Genomic DNA, 19,699 nt, shown 5'->3' with positions numbered 1-19,699 from the left:
GGACGAGCAGATGGCTGACTGGAAAAACAGGAACACGGTGCTGACAGCGGGATTTGCCCAAATCCCCAAAGGGACGACGTTGTATGAGGTGTCGACGATGGTGGGCTGCGTGCTGATTATTGATGCCGATGACGGTGTCATATGCGATGCCAGTTTTACCTTTGTGATGGACAAGACGAGCGAGTTTTTGGTCAGTCTGCTCGTGGGCAAGTCAGTGGCAGGGGGGATGCAGGAGATTGCGCAGACGATCCAGGAGCGTTTTCTCGCCCCCGGCCAGGGCGCTGTTTTGCAGGCCATTCGGGCGGCTGTCGACCGATATCAGGAGAAAAGAGCGTAAGCCTACCCAATAGCCGGAGGGGTGTACATGCATGAAAACAACGCCGTAACAGAAGTGTACGCAAGACAGCTGCTGGCGCGCTACAGCGGCTGGCTCAGTCGAGTCGATGCCGTGGACCAGGAGGAGATCGAAGCGGTGGCCCGCGAGATTGACGAGGTGTTGTCAGCTGACGAGGGGGCGCTGCACAAGGAGCTGCTGAATAAAATCAGCGAGCTGCGGGACAAGGTGTCCGAGATGATGTGGCTGTCGGAGCACATGAAAATTTTGCACGACCTGAGCCATATTTTTGCGAAGACGTTCGAAGAGGACAAGATTTTGTGGAAGGCGTTTGAACTGGTTTCCCGCGTGATGCACGCTGACGCGTTTTTTATCGCGTTTTATGACGAGGGTGACAGCGAGATCAGAATTCCCATCAGCATCGACAATGGCATCAACTACGGCCCGATCACGGTTCCCTACGGCCAGGCGATGATCTCCAAGGTGATTGAGACGCGGCAAACGATCCACATTCGGACGATGAAGGACGAGCCGAGCGAGCCGGAAATGATTCGCTGGGGCAGTCCGGAGATCGACACGAACACCTGTATTTTCGTGCCGCTCATGCTGGGGAATCAGATCAAGGGCGTCATTTCGGCGCAGTCCTATCGCGAGTTTGCCTACAAAAAGGAGCACGAGGAGCTGTTGAAGATCATCGGCTTCCAGGTGGCGAGCGCGATCGAGACGGCGCGTTTGTACGAGCGCATGTACCAGATGTCTTTTCAGGATGAGCTGACGGGACTGGCCAACTACCGGGCGTTTCACCGCGATCTGGAAAAGCTGCTGAGAGAAAAAAGCTCTCCGGTTGCGCTGATTATGCTGGATTCAGACAGTTTGAAAGCGGTGAACGATCATTACGGGCATCACGCGGGAGATGAGCTGATTCGAAGAATTGCCGAGGCGATGAAAGTCGTGGCCGGACGAGAGAATACGGCCTACCGCTATGCGGGAGACGAGTTCATGCTGCTCTGTCCGAAGGCGACGATGAAGGAAGCGGAGGAAAAGGTGAGGGCGATCCGCGACTTTTTGCGGATGCACCCCTTGTTGCAGGACAATTGCTGCATCCCGATTGCGGTCAGTGTGGGCATCGCGTGTTTTCCCGACGACAGCGACACGGCAGATGGCTTGAAGCGGGCAGCAGACGAGGCGCTGTACCGCTCCAAGCGCAGAGGAAAAAATTGCACGACCGTGTATGCGACAGGCTAAGCTTTGGTTGTTGGCTGCCGCAGGGCAAACAGGAAGGTCAGCAGCGGCGAAATCCACAGGTAGATGACATAGGGCAAGTAATCGATCGTTGCCACGTGCAGGGTAGAGGTGAAAAAGGCCCCGCTGACGCCCCAGGGAATGAGCGGATTGACGAGCGTCCCGCAGTCTTCCAATGTCCGGGACAACCGTCTGCCTTCGATTCCCTGCTTGGCAAAGGCATCGCGGAACATTTGTCCCGGAAGCAGGATCGACAAGTATTGCTCGCCTGTCAACAGATTGACGAGAATGGAGGACGAACCGGCCAGTCCGACCATGCCTGCCGCTTTTTTGATGCGTTGGATCAAGCCGGCGAACAGGGCTTCAAACACACCGCTGTACTGGAGGATTCCCCCAAGCGACAGCGCAATCAGAATCAGGGCGAGGGACCAGGTCATGGACAACAGCCCGCCTCGATTCACAATAGAAGCAACGGCTTCGTTGGCGATTTCGCTGGCGAAGCCGTTTTGCATGACGTTCATCCATTCGACAGGGGAGTGAACGCCTTGCACGAGAGCAGCCGTGGCGATCCCGCTCAATATCCCGAAGACGAGGGTCGGCAAAATCGGCATGCGCAGGGCCGAGCAGACGAGGACGACGGCAGCTGGTAACAGCGTCATGATTCCCAGCGAAAAATGCTGCTCCAGCACCAGCTTGATTTCCTGGATGGCCTCCAGGCTTACGTTGGCAGACTGCCCCTGAATGGCGAAGAAAATCGCCGTAATCGCCAGCCCGGGCAGTGCGGTGTGCGACATGAATTTGATGTGATTTTGCAACGACACGTTGGCGATGGCAGCGGCAAAGTTGGTCGTGTCGGACAGCGGGGACATTTTATCCCCGAAGCAGGCGCCGCAAATAATCGCTCCCGCTGTCATTAGCGGATCAAGTCCCAGAGCGGTCGAGACGCCCATCATCGCGACGCCGATCGTGCTGATCGTCGTAAACGTGCTGCCTGTGACGCTTGAAACGACCACAGTCAAAAAGAGGGCGCTGATCGTAAAATACTCCGGCGAGATCAGGGAAATCCCGAGGTGCAGGATCATCGGCACCGTTCCGCTCATCATCCATACCCCGATCAATATTCCGATCAGACAGAGAATCAGCATGGGCGCGATGGCAGTCTGGATCCCTTTGACCAGCCCTTCCTCCATCTGTTTCCATGGCACTCCGAACAGGCGCAGGAGCGTGGCTGCCGCAATCGTGGCGGCAAAAAGCGGCATGTGAGGCTCGACTTTTCCCCAAAATAAGGCGGGAAACAGGATGCCGAAGATGGCCAAAAGCACCCAGATGCTTTGCGAGAAGGAAATCGATTTGTTCATGATGGCAACTCCTTGCAAAATCAGGCTAACGCGAGCGAACAGCAAACGACAGGTACGTGCGCTTTTATGCTTTTGTGCTTTTTCGCTTTTGTGCGTTCCAGTGATAGGCGTACTTTATCCTGAATGGTCGGATTCGTCAATGTGTTCAACCGAATTCGCAATCGCAAAATAATACAGAGTAGTAGGGCATTTTTGTTCAGGCTACGCGTCTGCCAGTTCATCCGGTGGACTGCACCTTATTTAAAATGATTATAAAAAGATATTGACTTTTAATTGATAACTAGTAAAATGATAATTGTTCCTAGTTGATAATTATTTTAAATTAGATGTGAGAGAGAGGGAGAACCATTCATGTACGATGTCATCATCATCGGCGGCGGTCCGGCCGGCACGTCCGCTGCGATTTATACAGCCCGAGGGAATCTGAAAACGCTGGTGATCGACAAGGCACCTGGGACAGGGGCGCTTGCCCTGACCCATAAAATCGCCAACTACCCTGGCGTGGAAGGGGAGCTGACGGGAAAAGAACTGCTGGACAGCATGCGCAGACAGGCGGAGAGCTTCGGTGCCGAATTCATCCAGACGACGATTTCGGCCGTCGATGTCGAGGAGGAAGTCAAAAGCATTTTTACCGCGCACGGCACGTTTGAAGCGAAAGCCGTCATCGTGGCGACTGGCTCCAAAGGGCGCAACCGCATGCTGCCCGGAGAGGAGGCCCTGCTCGGACGCGGCGTCAGCACATGTGCGACGTGCGACGGAGCTTTTTATGCAGGCAAGCACGTAGCCGTCATCGGCGATACCGCGGAAGCGTTGGAGGAAGCGCAGGCGCTGACCAAGTTTGCAGACAAGATTACATTTTTGGTACCGCGTGCTGATCTGCAAGGAGTGGATGAGGTGCCGGAGCTGCCGAACACCGTCATCCTTTACCGCACCCGCCCCTTGGAGATTATCGGCACCGATACAGTAGAGGGATTGCGCATCCGCCATGCGGCAGGCGAAGAGGAAGTGCTTGCTGTAGACGGCGTGTTCGTCTTCCTGTCCGGCAGCAAGCCGGGGACGGATTTCCTAGACGGTCAGGTACCGCTCGATGACGAGGGCTACATGATCCTCGACGAATACATGCAGTCTCCTGTTCCAGGCGTGTTCGGAGCCGGAGAGGTGCGCAAAACCCCGGTCAAGCAAGCGGTCGTGGCTGCGGCTGACGGTGCCATTGCGGCGATGGCCGTGGACAAGTACATTCACAAGCGTTCCAAAGTGGTTCCTCAATATAAATAATCACCTCAATAGGAAAAGGAGAGAGATCTATATGGTACAAGCAATCGTCTATTCCAGCACAAACTGCGGCTTCTGCAAGCAACTGAAAACGTATTTGACGGAACAAAACATCTCTTTCGAAGAGCGCAACATCGACGAAAATGAAGAGTTTGCGCAAGAGTTGAGCCGTCTCGGCGTGATGTCGGTACCGCTGACAGTCATCGGAGAGAAGAAAATTTTGGGCTTCAACCCGAACCGCATCAAAAAAGCGTTGGCTGCCCTGGAAGAAACGGCACAGTAACCCGAGCCGCGGTTGCCTATTCTTGTGAATGACCCATTCGAGACCCCACACCCATGAAGAGGAGAGAAGAAGAATGACAACGAACCAACCTGTACAACTTCAAGTAGGAAAACCCGCACCGGACTTTCACATGCTCACGACCAAAAACTTGGAGACACTGGAAGAGCGCGTGACGCTCGCGGACTACAAAGGCAAATGGCTGATCCTGTTCTTCTGGCCGTTCGACTTCACCTTTGTCTGCCCGACGGAGGTCACTTCCTTCAGCGACAACATGGAGGAATTCCGCGATCTCGATTGCGAAGTGCTGGGCGTGTCGACCGACAGCATTCACACGCACCGCGCCTGGATCAGAACCCCGCGCGACCAAAACGGTATCGGCGAAGTCAACTTCCCGCTGGCAAGTGACTTCAAGAAAGAAACCGCCCGCGCTTACGGCGTACTGGATGAAGAAACCGGCGCCGCTCACCGCGGTCTGTTCATCATCGACCCGGACGGCATCCTGCGCTACCAGGTCGTAACAGACATGAACGTCGGACGCAGCGTTGACGAAACCATCCGCGTTCTGCAAGCCCTGCAAGCAGGCGGCCTGTGCCCTGCAAACTGGAAGCCGGGAATGAAAACCTTGTAATGGAATGGATGCCCTCCGTTTCATAAGCGTGACTTTTGAAAAAGGACAATCTCGCCGTCTCACAGACGAGGGATTGTCCTTTTTGTGCTGATTGGGGAAGAAAACCTTCGCAAAACCGGACATGCGTGATAGCGCTACGGTCCCGCTTCCTACCGCTCCCGGGCCATTCTTTGTCCCGAAACCGCTCGTTTTCCCCGCTTCTTGTATTTTTTGTGTAAAGAAAAAGCGAAAGAAACAACGTACCGTAATTTCCAAATAGTAGCAACCTACCATTTTCCAGGGATTCGCCAAAGAAACGATGCAAGCACATCTACCTAATTGTCAGAAAAATATGGGACGGATGGACGGGCGGGTTGCAGGACTTCCCACCAAAAAAAGTAGGACGATGGGGGCGAATCCGCCCTTCCATTACAGTTTGATGACAAAACCGCCAAACCGACATTAGTGAATTTCGTCTATGGGAACGATTTGCCCCCTATGTTTACAATGACAGTGACGTTTGGGTGGGAGCCGGTAACCGCCTGCTGGCGCATCGACCGCGTGTTGCGGGGTGGATGCAAAAACAGCGCGGCGCTTTTCATAAAGGGAGAGGTGACCGCCTGCGGCCAACCAAACGGTCACGATCGTTCGGTTTGGAAGGTTTTGCGGCAACATATCGGAGGTTGACGGAAATTGGAACCAAACAAGAATAGACGCTGGCGCTGGGCAAGTCTCACGGCCTTGATGCTGGCAGGTGCAAGCGCCATTTGGTGGTTGTGGGACGCAGACCAGGTCGAGAGTATGGAGACGTCGGCTGGCGTCCAGATGAAATTCCGGACGTCAGGCGAGCAGATCGAAGTGTTTCGGAATGGGAACTGGCAGCCCTTCTTTGCCAAAGGCGTCAATCTGGGCGCATCGCTGCCGGGTCATTTTCCTGGCGAACTGCCGATTACCAAAGACGACTACTTGCGCTGGTTCGCCATGATCGACGAACTGGGAGCGAACGTCATCCGCGTGTATACCATTCATCCGCCTGTCTTTTACGAGGCGCTGGTGGAATACAACCGCCAGAAGGAGGGAGACCCGCTCTACTTGATGCAGGGCATCTGGAGCCCCGAAGAGCTTTTGATCGAAAAGAAAGACGCGTACGTGCCCGAGATTCGTGAACAGTTTCGGGCAGAGATCAAAGACGCGGTCGGCGCTGTGTACGGGGAAGTCACCCTGCCGGAAAAATCAGGAAAAGCAAGCGGTACATACCGCGCCAACGCGGGCCAGTACCTGATCGGCTGGCACACGGGCACCGAGTGGGACCCTGTGATGGTGAAAAACACCAACCGCCTGCACCAAAAGCTGCCGCCGTATCAGGGAAAGCATTTTCAGGCGACGGCAGAGGCGACCGCCTTTGAGACGTGGCTGGCGGAAATGGTCGACACCGTTGCAACCGAAGAGAGCAAGTACGGCTGGCAGCACCCGATGACGTTTACCAACTGGGTGACGACGGATCCGTTGTCCCATCCGGGCGAGCCGCTGTACCACGAGGATCTGGTCAGTGTCGATCCGACCCATATTCAGCCGAAAAACTGGGAGGCCGGCTACTTCGCTTCCTATCACGTGTATCCGTACTATCCGGATTTGTTCCGCTACGATCCGGCCTTGCAGCAGGTGAAAAACGAGGCAGGCCAGGTGGATTCGTACAAAGCGTACCTGCGGCTTTTGAAGGACCACCACAAAAACATGCCGATCATGGTGACGGAGTTTGGCGTTCCGGCATCGATCGGAGTCGCCCACTTCGGCAATCTCGGACGCAATCAGGGCGGGCATTCCGAGCGGCAGCAGGGAGAGATCGACGCTGCCCTGTTGCGCGAGATTCACCAGGAGGGCTACGCAGGGGGCATCCTGTTCGTCTGGCAGGACGAGTGGTTCAAAAAAACGTGGAACACGATGCGCTTCGAGCTTCCCGAAGACCGCCGCGCCTTTTGGATCAACATGCTGACGAACGAGTCGCTGTTTGGCGTACTGGGGATGTATCCGAACAAAGAAGGCGTGCTCACGATTGATGGCGACCGCGCCGACTGGGATCAGCTCAAGCCGGAGGAAAAGCGGCGCCTCGACATCCGCGTCCCTGGCGTCGACGAAATCTGGATGACCCACGACGAAGGCTACGTGTACGTGCTCGCCAAGCTTGCGCATGCGTTTGACCCGGAAAAAGAAAAGCTCTACCTGGGCGTAGACACGACCCCAGGCGGCAACAAGCATGCGGCACAGCTCCCCGGCCTTACGCTCGACGAAGGGCTGGAGACGCTGATCGAGCTGGGTAAACCGGAGGAAAGCCAGATCCAGATTGCTTCCAACTACGATTTTCACACACGCCTCTACGGCAAACGGTACGGCATGCTGGAGGTGAAAGCGGAGGAGCAGCAGGACGACTCCGGCATGTTCAAACCGTGGAAGCTGGCGGTCGGACTGGAAATGGAGCCGCCGGACAGCAAAAAATACTACCCGCTGGAGGAAGTCGTGGTCGGCAAGCTGCTGCGAGGAACGACGGATGTCGCCGACCCGCAGTACGACTCGCGGACAGCCTGGCAGGCAAAAGGCGAAGTGATCGAGCTGAGAGTCCCGTGGATGCTGCTTGGCTTTACCGATCCAAGTTCGCTTACGGTCATGAGCTACCAGGATGAAGGAAAAAGCTTCACGACGACCACGACAAAAGGGATTCGCCTGCTGCCGGTTCTTCTGGACCGCACGACGAAGAGCATGGTCGGCAAAACCGAATGGCCTTCTCCTTATCCGGTGACACAGCTGCCCCTCTACTCGTGGTCAGCCTGGGAGCAGGTCGGCTACCACGAGCGAAAAAAACAGAGCTATGCCATCGTCCAGCAAGCATTCAAAGAGATAGATGCCCCTGTGGCAGACAAAGACAAATCGCAACCGTAAGTCGGTTGGATAGGAGAGTGGCAAACGTGCAAACACCATTGGCGACGGCCATTGTCTTCGTGTACGCGCTGTGCGGATTAACCGTGCTGGGATTGCTTGCGCTGTTCGCCCTGAAGCTGCGAAATATATCGGCAGAAAAACAGGCGCGGCGCTGCCAGGAAAAATACCACGACTACTTCGTCTACCTCCAGGCCTATAGCGAAGAGGAAGAACGCCTGAAGGTTCCCTATGGCGAACCGACGCAAAAAGAAAAGCAACTGATCCAGAAAAAGCTGCTGGAGCTGTTGGAGCGCTTTACGGGTCTCCACCGGGAAAAGCTGATCCGGCTGTGCGAGGATATGGGGCTGGTTGCCCTCGATCTCGAACGGCTGAAAAGCGGTTGGAAATGGACGCGAGTTGACGCCGCCTACAACCTGGGAGTCATGCGCTCCCGGCAGGCTGTACCGGATTTGCTCGCCCTGCTGCAAACGAGCAAGGCCAATGACCCGAGCCTGTTCATCGTTGCCCGGGCAATCGCCAAATGCGCCCGAGATACAAGCGATTTGCGGCAGATGGCAGCGTTTGTGGTCCGGGCGAAGAAAAACGTCCACCAGCTCATCGTCGACATCCTGAGCGACTCCCAGCTGGATACGGATTCGCTGTATACCGAATTCATCCGCGACAAAGACCCTGAACTCGTCAAAATCGGGCTGATCGGCTACGCTGTGCACGCCCAGACGGACCTGGAGCCGGCTTTGCCCAAGCTCGTCATGTCGCCGGACAAGGAAGTACGCATCAAGGCCGTGAAGCTCATGTGCCGCGATGTCAGATATATCAACGACCAGACCGTCAAAGATTTTCTGAACCACAAAGACTGGGAAATACGCGCACTGATCGCCAAAGCGATCGGGACCTTGCAGCTGACTGCCTACATTCCCGCCCTGAAAAAAGCGGTGGGAGACACGAACTGGTGGGTACGCCACCACAGTGCGCGCAGCCTGGCCCAGATGCAGACAGAAGGCTTCGCGGCGTTGTGCGAGATTTTGCGGGAAGAGCGTCTTGGCCACAAAGTCGACATGGCGCACCAAATCATTTTGGAGGAGCTGGAAAGAGAAAAGCTTCGTCTGGAGCAGGAGGGCAGCACGGAACGGCAGTTGGCGTACAACGAAAAGCTGCATCTGTACCGCAAGTCTTACAAACCAACCATCTCCGCGGTTCAGGCAATGGAAGGCTAGAAGAAAGGAGGCCCGCATGAGAGAGTTTCTGCTCTATTATGGAATGTTTGCGATGTACTACGTGATCGCGATCAATTCCTTGTATTTCATCATCATGCTGTTCTCGTTCAAGAGCATCATGGGGATTCTGAAGAACTCCATTTACTCGCGGTTCCAGGCATTGTCCGGCTCGGAGCATGTACCGCCGATCTCGATTCTGGTCCCGGCGTACAACGAAGAACTGACGATCATCGAAAACGTTCGCTCGCTGCTCGCGTTAAACTACCCGCGCTACGAAGTGATCGTCGTCAATGACGGATCGAAGGACAATACATTGCAGGTGCTCATCGAGGAGTTTTCGCTGAAAATCTCCCAGCACATGCCTGTCCAGCCGCTTTTGCAAACCTCGCGCGTGCGGGGAATCTATCACAATTCAGCGTTCCCCAATCTGTATTTGATCGACAAAGAAAATGGGGGAAAAGCCGATTCGCTGAACGCGGGCATCAACCTGTCGCATTACCCGTTGATCGCCTCCATTGACGCGGACTCCTTATTGGAAAAAGACGCACTCATTCGCATCGCCAAGGTGTACATGGAAAATCCCGAGGAAACCGTGGCCATCGGCGGCGACATTCGCATCGCCAATGGCTGCAAGATCGAAAATGGCGTCGTCAAAGAAATTCGTTTGCCCGACAAGTTTTTGCCGATGATGCAATCGGTCGAATACTTGAAGGCCTTTCTCGGAGGGCGGATCGGCTGGAGCGCGATCAACGGCTTGATTATCGTGTCGGGTGCTTTCGGCGTGTTTCGCAAAGACTACGTGGTCAAGGTTGGCGGCTATCGCGAGGGGTACCCCGGCGAGGATATGAACATCATTATCAAGCTGCACAAGTACATGCTCGATCACAAATTGCCGTACCGGGTCGCGTTTTGCCCGGATGCCGTCTGCTGGACGCAAGCGCCTGACACGCTGAAGATTCTCGGCAGCCAGCGCCGCAGATGGGGACGCGGCAACCTGAAAAACATGATCGAATACGGCAAGCACATGGTCTTTCGTCCGAAATACAAGCAGTTCGGGATGCTGACGTTGCCCTTCAACATTTTGTTTGAGACGCTGAATCCGTATTTCCGCATCACCGGCCTCTTGGCGCTCATCGGTTATACGATGCTGGACATGACGAACAGCCACGTTCTGTTGATCTACGGTCTGCTCAACGTGCTGTACGGCGTGCTGTTAGGAATTGGCTCGATCTTGCTGGAGGAAATCGCGTTTCGGCGATACCCCCGCTTCCGGGACATCGTCAAAATGCTTTTCTATACCATCCTGATGTTTTTTGGCTATCGGCAAATCGGCGTCATCTGGAGATTCCTCGGCCATATTGAATATTTGCGCAAGAACAACTCGTGGGGAACGATGACCCGGACGAGCTGGCAGTCCAAAAACAACAAAAATATATCCGGTTTGGAGGCTTGATGATGAGTAATCTCGTACCTGCTTTCTATGAGTGGTTAAGCAAGATGGAAGAGAACCGCATGGCGTGCGGGGTAATCCTGGCCTCTTGCAAAAACGTGTCCGCAGAGTCGCTGGAAATCATCAAAAGGGACATGGAAGCCAAGCTGGCCGATCCTGTGACGATGCATGTTGCGCATGACAAAGCCAAGAATATGCTCGGCCTTTTGCTGGAACAAAAGAAGCTGGCCGATACCCATTTTTACGCCTTGCAAGTCAAAGACTATTTGCTCGGCCGCAAGCTGTTGACAGGAGGGATCGTCATTGCCAGCTTTCCGGAAAGCTCAAGCTCGTCGGGGCAAATGCTGATGCGAATGATTCAGGAGATGAAGGACGCAAGCGAGCTTGGGAGCATCAAGGTTTACGAGCAGCACGCGGCGAGCCGGGAGCAGGAGCCGGCAAGCATTTTGCTCGTCAATCAGGATGAGACGGTCAACGAGTTTTTGCGCATCTATCTACAGCGCAAGGGCTATCAGGTAACCGTCGCCCATGACGGCATGGACGGCATGGAGAAGCTCCGCGAAGCCGACTATGATCTGGTAATTACGGACTTGAATCTGCCTGTCGTCAGCGGCTATCAGCTGATGGAGAAAATCAGACATCTTCGTCAGGAAGTCATGAGCAAAATTATGGTCCTGACAGACAAACGTCTGGAGGAAGATGTGCAAAAATCGTTTGCCTTGGGCGCTTCCGATTACATCACGAAGCCATTTTCACCGATTGAGCTGGAGGCCAGAGTCAAACGCTTGATTTCCTAACGAAAACAGAAATGTAGAAAGAGAAAGGGAGAGAAACGAGGATGACAAGATACGAGGAACTTCAGCAGCACATTGGGCAAAAAACAGCGAAAATCGGGGTGATTGGGCTTGGGTATGTCGGACTGCCGCTGGCGATAGAGACCGTGAAGAGCGGGTATACGGTTGTCGGGATCGACCTGCATGCCGGAAAAATTGAGAGTTTGAAAAAAGGCGAGTCCTACGTGCAGGACGTCTCCAATGAAACCTTGCAGGCGTGCTTGGCGACCGGACGCTTTACCCCGACGACGGATTATCGCGTCATCGAGGAGCTGGATGCGATCAGCATTTGCGTTCCGACTCCGCTCAGCCCGAACCAGGACCCGGACACGTCCTACATTACGAGTGTGGTGGAGCAAATCAAGAAGTACATGCGCAAAGGACTGCTGATTACACTGGAGAGCACGACCTATCCGGGAACGACCGAGGAGCTGATCGGGCGCGAGCTGGAAAAGCTCGGCTATACCACAGGTGTCGACTTTTTCCTCTGCTACTCGCCTGAGCGGGTCGATCCGGGCAACCGCAAGTTCAACACGTACAATACGCCGAAAATCATCGGCGGCACGACGGAACGTTGCATCGAGCTGGGAACCCTTCTCTACGGCAACCTGGTCAAAACCGTCGTTCCGGTCTCCTCGCCAAAAGTGGCGGAAATGTCCAAGCTTTTGGAAAATACGTTCCGCAGCGTCAACATCGCGTTCATGAACGAAATGGCAATGATGTGCGATCGAATGGGCATCAACGTTTGGGAAGTAATCAAGGCCGCATCGACCAAACCGTTCGGGTTCATGCCGTTTTATCCAGGGCCCGGGATCGGTGGGCATTGCATACCGCTCGATCCGATGTATCTGTCGTGGAAAGCGAAAGGCTATCGTTTCCACAGCCAGTTCATCGAAATTGCCCAGTCGATCAATGACAACATGCCAGACTACGTACTGAACAAGACGGCACAGGTACTCAATATTTACGCCAAGGCGATCAACAGCTCGCGCATTCTCATTTTGGGCATGGCCTACAAGCCGGATGTGGATGATTTGCGCGAATCGCCCGGACTGGAAATCTACGAGCTGTTCAAAAAGAGCGGAGCGCAGGTCGACTACTACGACCCGTATGCGCAAAGCTTCGTGAACAAAAAAGGGCAGGTCGTGTCCTCGATTGAAAACGACTACGAGCTGTTCAAGACGTACGATTGCATGGTGCTCATCACCAACCACAAGTGCTTCCGCTACCAGGAGCTGGCTGACTTGGGCGTCGCAATTATTGATACGCGCAACGCGTTTGACGGAATCACCAACCCGAATGTCTATCGCATCGGCACATCTGTGGCTATCCAGGAGGAAAAGGAAGTCGTAAGCTTGCTCGCCTAACGGCGGGCGAGCGCCACACACAAACCAGCACGACCGAAGGAGGAAGGACAAACATGTGCGGAATTATGGGATACATTGGGTACAGACAAGCGCAGCCGATTTTGATTAACGGCCTGCGAAAGCTGGAATACAGAGGGTATGACTCGGCGGGGATCGCGATTTGCGATGGCAAGTCGATTGCCGTCCGCAAGGCAAAAGGCAGAATCGACGTCCTCGTGGAGAAGACCGAGAAGGCCGGGCTTTCCGGCACGGTCGGCATCGGCCACACGCGTTGGGCGACGCACGGGCGGCCGTCGGATGAGAATTCTCACCCTCACGTAGACGAGACGCAAAAGTTCTCCATCGTACACAACGGCATTATCGAAAACTACCTGGAGATCAAACAGGAGCTGATCGAGCAAGGCGTGGTGTTCCGTTCGGAAACGGATACCGAGGTGATCGTCCACCTTTTGTCGCGCGAATACAACGGCGACCTGCTCGCTGCCGTGCGCAAGGTGGCGGGCCAAATTCGCGGGGCGTTCGCCCTTGGCGTCATGTCGGAGCATGAGCCGGACAAGCTGATCGCCGTGCGTATGGCCAGTCCGTTGATTATCGGGGTAGGCCAGAACGAGAATTTCATCGGCTCTGATATTCCCGCCATCCTGGAGCATACGCGCGATGTGTACGTATTGGAGGACGGCGACCTGGCCGTCTTGACGAAAGATTCTGTACAGGTCATGAGCCTGGAGACAGAGGAACCGATTGAGCGCAAGCTTGTCCGGGTTGACTGGGACAAGGAGCAGGCGGAAAAAGACGGCTACGCGCATTATATGGAAAAGGAAATTCACGAGCAGCCACGCGCTCTGCGCAACACGATGACAGGCCGGATCGACGAATCCGGCAAACGGATTGTGTTTCCTGATCTCCGGTTGTCAGCCGAAACGATTCGAAGCATCGAAAAAATCTACATCGTCGCATGCGGCACGGCGTACCATGCGGGGCTGGTCGGCAAGTATGTGATTGAGAGTCTGGCGCACATCCCGGTCGAGGTCGATGTGGCTTCCGAGTTCCGTTACCGTCGCCCATTGTTTGGGCCAAACACGCTGACGATCGCCGTCAGCCAGTCTGGCGAGACAGCGGATACGCTGGCGGCGATGCGGGAAGCGAAGCGCAACGGCTCTGTGGTGCTTGCCATTACCAACGTAGTCGGCAGCTCGATTGCCCGCGAGGCAGATGAGGTCATCACGACCAATGCCGGACCGGAGATCGCCGTCGCTTCTACGAAAGCGTACACGTCCCAGCTCATTGCCTTCTATTTGTGGGGAATGTATCTGGCGCAGGAAAAAGGGGCGCTGGCGCCAGCCGAGATCGCGTCGCTGATTCAAAGCTTGCAGCGCTTGCCTGGACAGGTCGAGGAGATTCTCGCGCACGCCCAGCAGCTTCGCCAGTTTGCCGAAGCGATCAAGGACGAAGACCACCTGTTTTTCATCGGCCGAGGAATGGACTATGCCGTATCCATGGAAGGCTCGCTCAAGCTCAAGGAAATCTCCTACATTCATTCGGAGGCGTATGCCGCAGGGGAGCTGAAGCACGGCACGCTGGCGTTGATCGAGGAAGGTACGCGGGTCGTAGCCCTGTCCACACAAGACGCTTTGCACGAGAAAATGATCAGCAATATTACCGAAGTGAAGGCGCGCGGTGCCAACGTACTCGGCATCACGCACGAGGATCATGTCGATCTGCATCGCTCGGTGGATGACGTCTGCCTGATTCCGAAGACAGATGCGCTGTTTACCCCGGTGCTCGCTGTCATTCCACTACAGCTCATCGCCTACTACACTTCTGTCGTGCTGGGCAACGACGTAGACCGTCCACGCAATTTGGCAAAAAGTGTAACAGTTGAGTAAGCGAATCCGTCTATCGTTATGAACCACTATCTGGACTTGCGAGGAGGAACGGGCAAATGAGCACCTCGAAGCGGGAGTTGAACCAGGAGATTTTGCTGGAAATCATGCTCCAGGCGTATCGACTAGGCGTGCAGAGGAAAGACGTAGATGTGAACATGATGATCGACACGTTGACGGATGAACTGAAGCCGTACTTTGAACAGCAAGGCCAACTGGCCAGAGTGGAGGCGACAGGATGAACATACACGCAGTAGTGCTCGCAGCAGGAAAAGGAACCAGGATGAACTCTGCCTTGTACAAAGTCATGCATCCGCTGTGCGGCAAGCCGATGATCGAGCATGTCGTCGGGGCACTGGAGCCTTTGTCACTACATACCTTGGTTGTCGTTGTCGGTCACGGGGCCGAAGCCGTGAAAAAGCAGCTCGGAAGCCGCGTGCAATACGCGCAGCAGAAGGAGCAGCTCGGCACCGCGCACGCCGTATGGATGAGTAAAGACATCCTCGCCGAGCAAGACGGCGTAACGCTCGTGCTCAATGGCGATACGCCGCTCGTGCAAAGCGAGACGCTGCAGCGTCTGCTCGACTACCATCTGTCGAAGCAGGCGGCAGCGACGGTATTGACCGCCATTGTGGACGACCCGACCGGCTACGGGCGGATCATTCGCGACGAGAACGGCGATGTCCGCCGAATCGTCGAGGAAAAGGACGCGACCCTCGGGCAAAAAAAGGTGAACGAAATCAGCACAGGCATCTTTTGCTTTGATAATCAAAAGCTGTTTGCGACTCTCCCGAATGTTTCGAACCAGAACGCGCAAGGCGAGTATTACTTGCCGGACGTCCTGGCGCTTTTGCAGGAGCAAGGCGAGCTGGTGGCTGCGCACCTGGCAGACGATGCCGAGGAAGGCTCCGGCGTAAACGACCGCGTGCAGCTCGCCCACCTGGAACGGCTGATGCGCAAGCGAATCAACGAGCGTCACATGAATAACGGCGTGACCATGATCGATCCAGCCGCTACGTATATCGACTCGACTGTGACGATCGGGCGCGATACGGTGCTGTATCCCGGGACGTTTTTGCTTGGCGCGACGCAGATCGGGGAAGGCTGCCAGGTTGGGCCGCACGCCCACGTCAAGGATATGGTCGTGGAGGATTACACGCGGGTTCCGCCGTTTTCCTCATTTGACGGGAGCGCGTACACAGACAGGGCGGCAGTTGAGGTGGCAGCGACGACAAACGGGCAGGATCACGGCCTGAATTGATGCGGGCGCTGCGAAAATACGGGCCGCTATGGGCCGGGATGGCGATTCTTGCGGCCGCTTCCATCCTCATGCTCGTGCTCTCCACTCACTCTCGCGCTGCCCTGACGACAGCCACCTGGATTTGGGACGCCAAACAAATCGAGACGCAGACAGACGAAATGATCGCGTTTGCCGAGGAAAACGGCATCAACCTGATCTATCTCCATGTGGAACCGACTACCGTTCCCCCCGAGGCCTATCGGACGTTTATCCGCAAAGCGGGACAGGCCGACATCCAGGTGGAGGCGCTGGGCGGCGATCCCAACTGGGCGTTGACCAAGAACCGCCAAAGCATCGACGAACTGATCTCCTGGGTGAAGGCGTACAACAGGAGCGCCAGGGCGGACGAGCGCTTTTGTGGCATCCACGTCGATATCGAGCCGTACTTGCTGCCCGCCTGGAAGGAGTCGCAGCAGGAAGTCGTGCGCCAATGGCTAAAAAATGTCGCATACCTCGTGGCCGAGACGAAAAAGGACACCGATCTGGCGGTAGGCGCAGACTTGCCGTTCTGGATCGATTCCGTCCCTGTCCCGGGCAGCTCGGAAAAAGTCAGCAGCTGGATGGTGCAGCGCCTCGACAGCATCACGCTGATGGCGTACCGCAACCGCGCCCAGGGAGACAACGGCATTGTCGAGATTGTCAAAAAGATCGTCGCCGATGCCAACTCCCGGAAAAAAGGCTCGGTGATCGTCGGGGTCAACATCATGGAATCGACGGAAGGTTCGCATGTGAGCTTCTACGAGGACGGTCCGGCGGAGATGAGAAACCAGCTGGTGATTTTGACGGAAGAGCTGTCCGGCAACCCGGCGTTCGCAGGCAGCGCCATTCACGACTACGAAAGCTGGAAACGAAGCATAGAAGCCAATGAGAGGAGTAGCTAGCACAAATGAAAGCCGCGCCCATCTACCTTAGTGTTCTCTGCCTGACGCTCGGCTTTCTGTTCGGCTTTTCCCCGGCGGAAAAAAAGAGTAAGGCCACGTGGATTTGGCAATCCGAAATCATCGGAGACGAAAAACGGGAAATCCTGGAATTCTGCAAAAGCAACGAGATCAATCTGATTTACTTGCGAATCGAAATGAACAAGCCGTTTGATTACTACCGCGCCTTTATCCGCGAAGCGAATGCGATAGGCGTGGAGGTTCACGCGGTGGCGGGACATCCTGCCTGGGCGCTTGCCAGCTACGAAAAGCGGATGATGAACATCGTCGAGTGGGTGGAACGCTACAATCGGGAAGCGGCGGAAGACGAGCGCATTCGCGGCATTCAGCTCGACATCGAGCCGTACCTGCTGCCGTTCTGGGAGACTGATCGCGAGCGCATCATTTCTGAGTGGCTCGCCAATGTGCAGACGTTCACGAGCGAAGTGAAGAAGCAGGGGCTTGTGTCAAGCGTGGCGCTCGCCTTTTGGCTCGACGATATTCCCGTTCCGGGCGAGCAGGCTGTATCCGTGTCGCAATGGATGATCGAGCAGTTTGACACGGTGTGCATCATGGCCTATCGCGATACGCTGTCCGGGAAAAACGGCATTCTGGCACTGGTGGAGGATGAACTGAAAGAAGCGGACAAGCTGGGCACGCGGGTGATGGTTGCCGTCAACATGAAAAAGCTCGGCGACGACCACGCTTCTTTTGCCGAAGAAGGCGTGGAGGAGATGAATCGACAGCTGGCGCTTTTGCCTGAAAAATTGGGCGATCATCCGTCCTACTCCGGTATCGCGATCCATGATTACCGCTATTGGAAGGAGGCTCTTCCGTTGGCTCCGGTCAAAAAAGAGCGCTACAAAGGCACCTATATTTGGCGGGCTGAGCTGATCGGCACGGAAAAAGAGGAAATTCTTGCCTTTGCCGAACAAAACGGCGTCAACCTGCTCTACGTTCGTCTGGATTTGGAGCAGCCTCACGCCTATTACCGGGATTTTGTCCGAGAGGCGAGGGAGGCAGGCATCGAGGTCCACGCCATGGGCGGCCATCCAATCTGGGCACTGGCGGAGAGCAGAGGGAAAATCATGAAGCTCGTGAACTGGGTGAAGGCGTACAACCGATCGGTAGAGTCAGGCGAGCGGTTCCAGGGGATCCACCTCGATATCGAGCCGTATGTCATGCCGGTCTGGCGCGAGGACAAAGACGCCGTCTTGCGCCAGTGGATGGCAAACATCCAGGCGTTCGTCGAGGAGACGAAGCAGGACGGCCAACTGGAAACGAGCGTCGATCTCGCCGCCTGGCTGGACAACACGCCTGTGCCGGGACAGCCGGACACACCGTTTTCCCATTGGATGATCGAACAGCTGGATCATACGACGCTTATGGCTTTTCGCGATCGGGCGGATCGCATCGTCGGCTTGGTAGAAAATCAGGTGAAATACGCGCAGAGCATCGGAAAGAAGATCGTCGTGGCCGTCGAGACGAAAGAGAGCCACGAGGGTAACGGCATTACGTTCTACGAGGAAGGGATGGGCGAGATGCATCGGCAACTGCAACAGGTGACAGAGGCGCTTGCGCCGTATTCGTCGTTCATGGGCCATGCCATTCACGCCTACGATTACTGGAAAAATGGCAAGGAGTAAGCGAATCCGGAAAGGACGCTTGTGCCTGGCACACCGTTGCAGTCTTTCGGCTATGTCCAAAGGAAAAAGCGCGACCATCTGCGGATGGTCGCGCTTTTTTGGCTGAAGCCAAGCCATAGCGCTAACAAAGCCTTTTGCCCGGCGAATGGCTTAGTAGCTGCCTGGGAAGATGGAGCCTGTGTGCGGAGCTGTCTGGCCTGGCGTGTTCAACTGGCGCACTTCCTGAACGTTCGTGCCAGCGAAACCGGGAGAAAAGATCGAGTGCGCTCCCGAGCCGAGCGGTTGCTGGTATTGCTGAGCTTGCGGCTGTTGCTGGCCGTAGGGAGCCTGCATGCCGAAGCCGCCTTGCGGAAGCGCAGAAGCATAGCCGCCGCCATGGTTTTGCTGGCGCACTTCCTGGACGTTTGTCTGGGCAAAGCCAGGGGAGAAGATACTGCCGGTCAGTGCCGGAGGATAGGCGACTGGAGCGGCATACGGCTGCTGTTGGCTTGCCACCCCTTGATAGCCTGTATAGCCTTGTTGGTTTTGTTGACGCACTTCCTGCGCGTTCGTGCCAGCGAAGCCCGGTGAGAAGATCGAGCCTGCTCCAGCTCCGTAGCCTTGGTTGTAGGAAGGCTGGGCCTGCGCGTAGCTGCCGGATTGATGCATGATCGCGTTGAATGCCTGGTTGGGCACATACGCTTGCTGTTGCTGCTGCTGCTGGTGGACATACGCTTGCTGCTGGCCGTAGCCTTGCTGCGGAGCCTGGTAGCTGTGGTTTTGCTGGCGCACTTCCTGATTGTTCGTACCCGCAAATCCTGGCGAGAAGATCGACCCTGCGCCGCTCACTCCACCACCGGAAGCCATGCCGTATGTAGGAGTCCCGATAGATTGGGGATGTCCGCCATGGTTCCAGTGCTGTACTTCCTGTACGTTTGTTCCGGCGAAGCCTGGCTGGAACATAGCTCCGGCTGGGCTTATCGCTCCGAGGAATTGCGGTTGCTGTTGAGATTGCATTTGGTTGTTATGGTTGTTGTTGTTTGTGTAGGTCATGAGTAAGACCACCTCCTGCCGAGTATT

17 protein-coding genes are annotated in these 19,699 nt (G+C 55.6%); 15 read left to right on the top strand and 2 right to left on the bottom strand.

Translation table 11 applies throughout. From position 1 onward, the window contains the following. The first annotated feature begins 10 nt into the window (after window positions 1-10). Both ACTHO6_RS12545 and ACTHO6_RS12540 read left to right on the top strand, forming a co-directional pair. Window positions 11-337 carry a DUF3870 domain-containing protein gene (locus ACTHO6_RS12545; protein ID WP_440241905.1) on the top strand — a complete coding sequence of 109 codons (327 nt, stop codon included), beginning with the start codon at window positions 11-13 and terminating at the stop codon, window positions 335-337. 27 nt (window positions 338-364) lie between these two features. Next, entirely contained in the window at window positions 365-1,579 is a 1,215-nt protein-coding gene (locus ACTHO6_RS12540) for a sensor domain-containing diguanylate cyclase (RefSeq protein ID WP_440241904.1), read from the top strand. Here the strand turns inward: ACTHO6_RS12540 and nhaC are convergent. Then, window positions 1,576-2,934, bottom strand: a complete 1,359-nt coding sequence (gene nhaC, locus ACTHO6_RS12535; RefSeq protein WP_440241903.1) for a Na+/H+ antiporter NhaC — start codon at window positions 2,932-2,934, stop codon at window positions 1,576-1,578. The genes ACTHO6_RS12540 and nhaC overlap by 4 nt on opposite strands. A gap of 351 nt (window positions 2,935-3,285) precedes the next feature. Between nhaC and ACTHO6_RS12530 the strand changes: the two genes are divergently transcribed. The 13 genes from ACTHO6_RS12530 to ACTHO6_RS12470 all read left to right on the top strand — a co-directional run bounded on the left by ACTHO6_RS12530 (window position 3,286) and on the right by ACTHO6_RS12470 (window position 18,640). Continuing rightward, window positions 3,286-4,209, top strand: a complete 924-nt coding sequence (locus tag ACTHO6_RS12530; protein WP_440241902.1) for an NAD(P)/FAD-dependent oxidoreductase — start codon at window positions 3,286-3,288, stop codon at window positions 4,207-4,209. Between the two features lie 31 nt (window positions 4,210-4,240). Then, window positions 4,241-4,489 (top strand): glutaredoxin family protein, encoded by a 249-nt coding sequence (locus tag ACTHO6_RS12525; protein ID WP_440241901.1) that lies wholly within the window; start codon window positions 4,241-4,243, stop codon window positions 4,487-4,489. A 73-nt stretch (window positions 4,490-4,562) separates the two neighbouring features. Continuing rightward, window positions 4,563-5,117 carry a peroxiredoxin gene (locus ACTHO6_RS12520; protein WP_440241900.1) on the top strand — a complete coding sequence of 185 codons (555 nt, stop codon included), beginning with the start codon at window positions 4,563-4,565 and terminating at the stop codon, window positions 5,115-5,117. A gap of 672 nt (window positions 5,118-5,789) precedes the next feature. Next, window positions 5,790-8,030: a hypothetical protein gene (locus ACTHO6_RS12515; RefSeq protein WP_440241899.1), complete on the top strand. Its 2,241-nt coding sequence runs from the start codon at window positions 5,790-5,792 to the stop codon at window positions 8,028-8,030. Between the two features lie 26 nt (window positions 8,031-8,056). Beyond that, complete coding sequence (locus tag ACTHO6_RS12510) at window positions 8,057-9,244, top strand: HEAT repeat domain-containing protein (RefSeq protein WP_440241898.1); 1,188 nt, start codon at window positions 8,057-8,059, stop codon at window positions 9,242-9,244. 16 nt (window positions 9,245-9,260) lie between these two features. Next, window positions 9,261-10,697: a glycosyltransferase family 2 protein gene (locus ACTHO6_RS12505; protein ID WP_440241897.1), complete on the top strand. Its 1,437-nt coding sequence runs from the start codon at window positions 9,261-9,263 to the stop codon at window positions 10,695-10,697. A 2-nt stretch (window positions 10,698-10,699) separates the two neighbouring features. After that, entirely contained in the window at window positions 10,700-11,491 is a 792-nt protein-coding gene (locus ACTHO6_RS12500; RefSeq protein ID WP_440241896.1) for a response regulator transcription factor, read from the top strand. 41 nt (window positions 11,492-11,532) lie between these two features. Beyond that, on the top strand, window positions 11,533-12,894 hold the full coding sequence (locus ACTHO6_RS12495; RefSeq protein ID WP_440241895.1) for a nucleotide sugar dehydrogenase: 1,362 nt from the start codon (window positions 11,533-11,535) through the stop codon (window positions 12,892-12,894). A 53-nt stretch (window positions 12,895-12,947) separates the two neighbouring features. Continuing rightward, the gene (gene glmS, locus ACTHO6_RS12490; protein ID WP_440241894.1) at window positions 12,948-14,780 is read left to right on the top strand and encodes a glutamine--fructose-6-phosphate transaminase (isomerizing); all 1,833 of its coding nucleotides are present in this window, start codon (window positions 12,948-12,950) and stop codon (window positions 14,778-14,780) included. Window positions 14,781-14,836: 56 nt separating this feature from the next. Further along, window positions 14,837-15,019, top strand: a complete 183-nt coding sequence (locus tag ACTHO6_RS12485; RefSeq protein ID WP_440241893.1) for a hypothetical protein — start codon at window positions 14,837-14,839, stop codon at window positions 15,017-15,019. Further along, complete coding sequence (gene glmU / locus ACTHO6_RS12480) at window positions 15,016-16,038, top strand: bifunctional UDP-N-acetylglucosamine diphosphorylase/glucosamine-1-phosphate N-acetyltransferase GlmU (protein WP_440241892.1); 1,023 nt, start codon at window positions 15,016-15,018, stop codon at window positions 16,036-16,038. The genes ACTHO6_RS12485 and glmU overlap by 4 nt, the downstream gene beginning before the upstream one ends. Continuing rightward, window positions 16,038-16,958 carry a hypothetical protein gene (locus ACTHO6_RS12475; protein WP_440241997.1) on the top strand — a complete coding sequence of 307 codons (921 nt, stop codon included), beginning with the start codon at window positions 16,038-16,040 and terminating at the stop codon, window positions 16,956-16,958. The genes glmU and ACTHO6_RS12475 overlap by 1 nt, the downstream gene beginning before the upstream one ends. A gap of 5 nt (window positions 16,959-16,963) precedes the next feature. After that, window positions 16,964-18,640, top strand: a complete 1,677-nt coding sequence (locus ACTHO6_RS12470) for a hypothetical protein (protein ID WP_440241891.1) — start codon at window positions 16,964-16,966, stop codon at window positions 18,638-18,640. 150 nt (window positions 18,641-18,790) lie between these two features. Here ACTHO6_RS12470 and ACTHO6_RS12465 read toward each other — a convergent pair whose 3' ends face one another. Next, window positions 18,791-19,672: a hypothetical protein gene (locus ACTHO6_RS12465; protein ID WP_440241890.1), complete on the bottom strand. Its 882-nt coding sequence runs from the start codon at window positions 19,670-19,672 to the stop codon at window positions 18,791-18,793. Window positions 19,673-19,699: the final 27 nt, after the last annotated feature.

Source organism: Brevibacillus sp. SAFN-007a (assembly GCF_051967035.1).
In the GTDB taxonomy this organism is placed as follows: domain Bacteria; phylum Bacillota; class Bacilli; order Brevibacillales; family Brevibacillaceae; genus Brevibacillus.
Note: the sequence above shows the minus strand (reverse complement) of the source record. Positions and strands in the feature narration are given on the sequence as shown.